The sequence below is a fragment of the Hathewaya limosa genome (genome assembly GCF_030815255.1).
Taxonomy (GTDB): domain Bacteria; phylum Bacillota; class Clostridia; order Clostridiales; family Clostridiaceae; genus Hathewaya; species Hathewaya limosa.
Genome location: NZ_JAUSWN010000044.1, coordinates 1 through 6,504, shown reverse-complemented (window position 1 = coordinate 6,504; position 6,504 = coordinate 1). Strand labels below are relative to the sequence as shown.

The 6,504-nt window shown below is 29.0% G+C and carries 5 protein-coding genes, 6 tRNA genes, 1 rRNA gene and 1 other annotated feature; all 12 genes read left to right on the top strand.

Going from position 1 to position 6,504, the window contains the following annotated elements:
• Positions 1–89 (top strand): 5S ribosomal RNA (rrf, locus tag QOZ93_RS13850); the annotation flags it as partial.
• A gap of 8 nt (positions 90–97) precedes the next feature.
• A tRNA-Ile gene (locus QOZ93_RS13845) sits at positions 98–174 on the top strand.
• A 5-nt stretch (positions 175–179) separates the two neighbouring features.
• Positions 180–255 (top strand) — tRNA-Ala (locus QOZ93_RS13840).
• A gap of 92 nt (positions 256–347) precedes the next feature.
• Positions 348–854, top strand: a complete 507-nt coding sequence (locus tag QOZ93_RS13835; protein WP_307357417.1) for an HD domain-containing protein — start codon at positions 348–350, stop codon at positions 852–854.
• 139 nt (positions 855–993) lie between these two features.
• A complete protein-coding gene (locus QOZ93_RS13830; protein WP_307357414.1) occupies positions 994–2,376 on the top strand; it encodes an NAD(P)/FAD-dependent oxidoreductase in 1,383 nt (460 codons plus the stop codon).
• A 15-nt stretch (positions 2,377–2,391) separates the two neighbouring features.
• Positions 2,392–2,760 carry a DUF1667 domain-containing protein gene (locus QOZ93_RS13825; RefSeq protein WP_343749896.1) on the top strand — a complete coding sequence of 123 codons (369 nt, stop codon included), beginning with the start codon at positions 2,392–2,394 and terminating at the stop codon, positions 2,758–2,760.
• A gap of 66 nt (positions 2,761–2,826) precedes the next feature.
• Positions 2,827–3,034 (top strand) — a binding site (T-box leader).
• Positions 3,035–3,110: 76 nt separating this feature from the next.
• Positions 3,111–4,388 (top strand): serine--tRNA ligase, encoded by a 1,278-nt coding sequence (serS, locus tag QOZ93_RS13820; protein ID WP_111940059.1) that lies wholly within the window; start codon positions 3,111–3,113, stop codon positions 4,386–4,388.
• A gap of 157 nt (positions 4,389–4,545) precedes the next feature.
• Positions 4,546–4,636: transfer RNA gene (locus tag QOZ93_RS13815), tRNA-Ser, on the top strand.
• A 23-nt stretch (positions 4,637–4,659) separates the two neighbouring features.
• Positions 4,660–4,750, top strand: a tRNA-Ser gene (locus tag QOZ93_RS13810).
• A gap of 368 nt (positions 4,751–5,118) precedes the next feature.
• Positions 5,119–5,209 (top strand) — tRNA-Ser (locus QOZ93_RS13805).
• A 227-nt stretch (positions 5,210–5,436) separates the two neighbouring features.
• Positions 5,437–5,973 (top strand): GNAT family N-acetyltransferase, encoded by a 537-nt coding sequence (locus QOZ93_RS13800; RefSeq protein WP_111940061.1) that lies wholly within the window; start codon positions 5,437–5,439, stop codon positions 5,971–5,973.
• A 58-nt stretch (positions 5,974–6,031) separates the two neighbouring features.
• Positions 6,032–6,108, top strand: a tRNA-Arg gene (locus QOZ93_RS13795).
• Positions 6,109–6,504: the final 396 nt, after the last annotated feature.

Below are 6,504 nucleotides of genomic sequence, written 5' to 3'. Positions count from 1 at the left end.
TCCTTTCCATACCGAACAGGCAAGTTAAGCTTTACAGCGCTGATGGTACTGCAGGGGCAGCCTTGTGGGAGAGTAAGACGTCGCCAGGTGAAAACATGGATCATTAGCTCAGTTGGTTAGAGCAACCGGCTCATAACCGGTAGGTCTGGGGTTCGAGTCCCTGATGATCCACCATATTTGGGGGTATAGCTCAGTTGGGAGAGCACCTGCCTTGCACGCAGGGGGTCAAGGGTTCGAATCCCTTTATCTCCACCAAAAGCACTGAATTTTTCAGTGCTTTTTTATTTTGTCAAATAATATTTATGATATAATATATATTAAAATAAACTATTAAAAGGGTTGTTAATATGTTTTTATATAGAATTAAACAGTTTAATAGGGGAATATGGGCTCTTATTAAAGGAATAAGTGATAAAGAATATCAATTTGTGATGAAAAATTTAGATGAACAAGAATTAGAAATTTTTAATTCTCTAACTACTTATGATAGACAACATTCTATAAGAGTAGCTAAGGATGTAGAAAATATAATAATTAGTGAAAATATTATAGGAGAACGTAAAGATATATTGATTAAATCAGCCTTACTTCATGATATAGGAAAAAGTAAAGCTAAGTTTTTTATTATTGATAGAGTTATTCTAGTTTTAATAAGAAAGTTATATGGAAATAAGATATGTAGTTTAAATAATAATAAAATTAAGGTTTATTATAATCATGCTTATATAGGATATGAAATATTAAAGAAGTTAGGGTTACCGGATAGAGTTTTATTTTTAGTTAAAAATCATCATGAAGAGAAGATAAATGACTATGATCTTAATATACTAAAGTTTTGTGATAATAAAAACTAGTATTTTAATTAATTAAATAGGTACTTTCTATTGGAAATTGCTATGTTTTAGTGTAGAGGTTTAAATAATTAATGTTTTATATATAAAAATGATATAATAGAAGAGTGCTAATTTTAAAGATAACTTACGGAGGGAAGTTATGGATTACGATGTACTTATTTTAGGTGGAGGGTTAATAGGATGTGCTGTTGCATATGAGCTTTCAAAATACAATTTAAATATAGCATTAATAGAGAAAGATTATGATATTGCTGATGATATAGCTTTGAGTAACACATCTATAGTTTTTAATGGTATGGAATGTGGAGATAGTTTAACTTCACAGTTAGAATTTATGGGAAATAATATGATGGAAGAAGTTACGCAAAAGTTTAAGGTACCATTTAAACAAAGACCTTCTATTATAGTATCAGAAGATGAAGAGTTTATAGATGATTTATATAAGATAGGAAAAGAAAAGCAAAAGGATATAAAAATACTTACTAGAGAAGAGTTAATAGATTTACAGTCTGATATAAATAAAGATTATAACAAAGCACTTTATTTTGAGAATACAGGAGTAGTTTGTCCATATGATTTAGCTTTGGCGTATGGAGAGGTAGCATTTGATAATAACGTTAATTTTAAATTAGAGGAAGAAGTATTAGATATAAAAAAAGAATCTAAGGGATTTAAGGTTATAACAAATAAAAATAAATTTACTTGCAAGATAGTTATAAATACTACTCCAAATGAAAATTATTGCATAGATAATAAAAAGGAAAAAGAAAAAGAGTGTAATTTAAATATTAGATATGTGTGTATAAATAGAGAAGCAAATCTTGATTATTCTAATTTAATATTTAGTGTTACTAGGGAAAAAGAGCATATGTTAGCAATACCTACTTTAAACGGTGAAACTATAGGTGCAATGGTAACGGCAAAAGATATAGATAATGCAACTGTATTAGAGGAATTAAAAACTATAATTCCTAATATAGATAACAAATATATAAGTACTTTTTATAATAATAAGTATTATGATAGACCCTTTTTTATAGATGATAGTGGTATTGATATTGGATATATAAAGGTTTCAAATAAACATTATGCTATAGTAACTATGGCACCTGCAATTGCAAAAATAATTTCTGAGACCGTAATAAATAAAATTAAATGTAGAAAAAAGAAAGATTTTATAGATAGAAGAAGAGAATATTATAGATTTAGAGATTTAACCAATGAAGAAAGAAATGAAATCATAAAACTGAATCCAAGCTATGGAAAGATAATATGCTTTTGTGAAAAGGTAACGGAAGGTGAAATTATAGATGCTATAAGGAGACCTTTAGGTGCTAGAACCTTAGAAGGTATCAAAAGAAGAACAGGAGCAGCCGTTGGAAAGTGTCAAGGGGCTCAATGTATGAATAAAATTCTATTTATATTAGCAAGAGAAACAAATAAACCTTTAACGGAAATAGTTAAGGATTCTAAAAACTCTATAATACTATTAAATAGAATAAAAGAGTTTGATACTATGTAGGGGTGAGTAGTTGTGATGGAGATAGATCTAATAGATGTTATTCCTAAGGAATATTTAAAATATAATGAGGGAATAACTATAAATAATACTATTGATACCAAAAATATATATAATGATGAAGTTGCTGTAGAGGAAGATGATAATATTAATGAATATAATAAAGGCATTTTTACTACAGTAGTTCGAGTTAAAGGATCCAAGGAATCTAATGTTGTATCAATAAAGACCAATAAAGCTGTTCATAAGGATATATGGATAGAAATTTCTAAAGCATTAAGTAGATTAAGAGTTGGACCACCTCTTAAAATTGGAGATGTTATATGTAAGAATATACTTAATACAGGTGTAGATATTATATGTACAAGGAATGTAAATAGAGGTTAATATAATACAGTATATTGACTTTAGACAATTAAAGTTGTAAAATTATTCATAACGAAATAAAGTACATGTAAACCGTTGAAGAGAATAGTAGCTATTTTAAAGGTTAAAGAGAGTCGGTGGTTGGTGCAAACTGATGCCTAAGATTTAGTGAATCCACCTCTGAGGGACTGTGATGAACAGTACGGAAATAACCGTTATTAATTAAGAGGATTAAAATTTTAATATTTGAGTTTTGATCAATTAGGGTGGCAACGCGGAGTCTTTCGTCCCTTTTATAGGGAAATAAGGCTCCTTTTTTATTTAAGATTAATATAAATTTTATAGATATATAAACTATAGGAGGAATAAAAATGTTAGATATTAAAAGACTTAGAACTAACACTGAAGAAATTAAAAAGCTTATGCAAAATAGAGGAGAATCTTTTGATGTTTCTCAAATAGATGAAGTGTTAGACCTTGATAAAAAAAGAAGAGATATTTTAGTCAAGGTTGAAGAAATGAAAAATGAAAGAAATAAGAAGTCAGCAGAGGTTCCTAAATTAAAAAAAGCAGGAGAAGATGCTACAGAGCTTTTAAATGAGATGAAAGAACTTGCTGATAAAATTAAGCAATTTGATGTAGAGCTTAATGATATAGATTCTAAGATAGAGTATTTATTATTAAGAATACCAAATGTACCAAATCCACAAGTACCAGAAGGTAAGAGTGATGAAGATAATGTAGAAATCAGAAAATGGGGAGAGCCAAGAAAATTTGATTTCGAACTTAAAGCTCATTGGGATATAGGAACAGGTCTTGATATTTTAGACTTTGAAAGAGCTGGTAAAATTACAGGTTCAAGATTTACAGTATATAAAGGATTAGGGGCTAGATTAGAAAGATCTTTAATAAATTATTTCTTAGATACGCATACTGAGAAAAATGGATATACAGAAGCTTTACCTCCATATATGGTAAATAGAACAAGTATGACAGGTACAGGACAACTACCTAAATTTGAGGAAGATGCTTTTAAAATTGCAGAGGATGATTATTTCTTAATTCCAACAGCTGAAGTTCCAATTACAAATCTTCATAGAGATGAAGTTTTATTAGGAAGTCAGTTACCTGTAAAATATGCGGCATATAGTGCTTGTTTTAGATCTGAAGCTGGATCAGCAGGAAGAGATACTAGAGGTCTAATAAGACAACATCAATTTAATAAAGTTGAGCTTGTTAAGTTTGTTAAACCGGAAGATTCATATGAAGAGTTAGAGAAATTAACAGCTGATGCAGAATCAATTTTACAAGGTTTAGGAATACCTTATAGGGTAGTTAGAATATGTAAAGGCGATTTAGGATTTACTGCTGCTTATAAATATGACATAGAAGTTTGGATGCCAAGTTATAATAGATATGTTGAGATTTCAAGCTGTAGTAATTTTGAAGATTATCAAGCAAGACGTGCTAATATCAGATATAAAGAAGATGCAAAATCAAAACCTCAATATGTTCATACATTAAATGGTTCAGGATTAGCTGTAGGCAGAACTGTAGCAGCCATATTAGAAAACTATCAAAATGAAGATGGAACTGTTGAAATTCCAGAAGCTTTAAGAGGTTATATGGGTAGAGAAGTATTGAAATAAATATATATAAGATAGTAAAAATGAATGTTGTATATAAACAATGTTCATTTTTACTTAATAAGCGAGTATTATTTTGCAAAATTTTTTATAAAAGTGTTGACATATTTAACTGTGATTGATATAATAAATCTTGTCGTGAGACACTTAATATAAATATGGAGAGATGGTCGAGTTGGTTTAAGGCACCGGTCTTGAAAACCGGCGTGCGTGGAAGCGTACCTAGGGTTCGAATCCCTATCTCTCCGCCATAAGTTATAATTAACTTCAGTTTGGAGAAATACTCAAGTGGCTGAAGAGGCGCCCCTGCTAAGGGCGTAGGTCGGGTAACTGGCGCCCGGGTTCAAATCCCGGTTTCTCCGCCATAAGACATCTAGTTTACTAGATGTCTTTTATTTTGAATTAGTAATAAATTTAAACCTCATAAAATAAAAAATACTTAATATATAGAAAGTACAAAGATGAGATATTTTTGTACTTTTTATATTTTTATAAGCATACTAATTTATCTTTTTAATATCTATAATATCTATAATATATTTAATAGTTTTCATGAATAAAACCTATTTAGGTGAAAGTTTTATGTAATTATTTTTCTACAATTTTTAGTATATTATTTATAAAAGGAGTTTTTTATCATTATTTATATAAATTTCGATTTTTTTAAAAAAATATATTGACATAAAACGAATATATTGATATAATTTTACCTGTGTTCAGGAAAAATAAATATGGAGAGATGGTCGAGTTGGTTTAAGGCACCGGTCTTGAAAACCGGCGTGCGTGGAAGCGTACCTAGGGTTCGAATCCCTATCTCTCCGCCAAAAGCTCATAAATCTAAATAGATTTATGGGTTTTTTTACGTTCAAATTTAAAAATAATTACTAATTTAAGGTTCTTACAAAAAACATTGTAAAGTTTCGAAAAATTTTAACAACCATATTGAAATAATTGAAAAAAAAGGATAGTATAAATATAGGGGAATTAAAATATAATGATAATATAAAGAGTATTAGGGTATAGTTCAAAAACTTACAAAGAAAAGAAGTGTATGGGTATGTTAAAGGGAAACAGAGTTATATTAAGGGCAGTAGAAAAACGTGATGTTGCTCTTTTTTATGATATGTGGAGCGATGATGATATTAGAAAATTTGATGGGGCTGGGCAAATAGTTCCTAGTAAAGAATATATCATGGAAAACTTTCAGGTAATAATGAATTCTTATAAGAAGCATTTAACTATAATAAATGAAAAGGGAAGTATAATAGGATACTTAACATACGAGCCTATAAAGGATTGCAAAAATGTATTTGAAATAGGTATTACAATAAATAAGAACTTTTGGAGTAGAGGATATGGTAAAGATTCAATAAGAACCATATTGAAATTTTTATTCTTGGAAACTGCTGCGGAAAGAGTGGAATTAAGGGTATGCATTGATAATATAAGGGCTATAGGATGTTATAAAAAATGTGGATTTGAAGAAGAAGGAATAAATAAAAATAGATTCTTTTCAGAAGGTAAGTATAAAGATGTTTTAATGATGTCTATATTAAAGGATAAATTTCATAAGTTTTATGATGTATAAATAACTTAGTATATTGCATTTTTATTAAAAATGTGATACTATTATATATAGATTTTACGCGTCGGTAGCTCAGTTGGATAGAGTAGCTGGCTACGAACCAGTTGGTCGGGAGTTCGAATCTTCTCCGACGCACCATAAAAAAGCCCTATAAACAATATTGTTTATAAGGCTTTTTTTATATTTTAAGAAGAAAACCAAATCTAGATTGTAACACATATCAAATTTGTATAGATTGGTTTAATTTATATGCAATAAAAACTATTAATGATTAAAAAATAAAATAATAGCCTAAGATAAGTATGAGATATTATGGTTGCAAATATGCAAAAATATGCATAATGAACTTAAAAAATTTAGGCATTAAGTAAAGGGGCTGTCGCATTAGCATAAAAATTTATACTAACGCGGCAGCGTTTTTTTGTGTTTTATAGAAAAATTAATGATAGTTCACCGCCTATAAGCTTAATAATTTAAAAATGTCGCACTTTAATAAGCCTTTGGTATTAAGGCTTTTTTGACTTGTAGAATTTT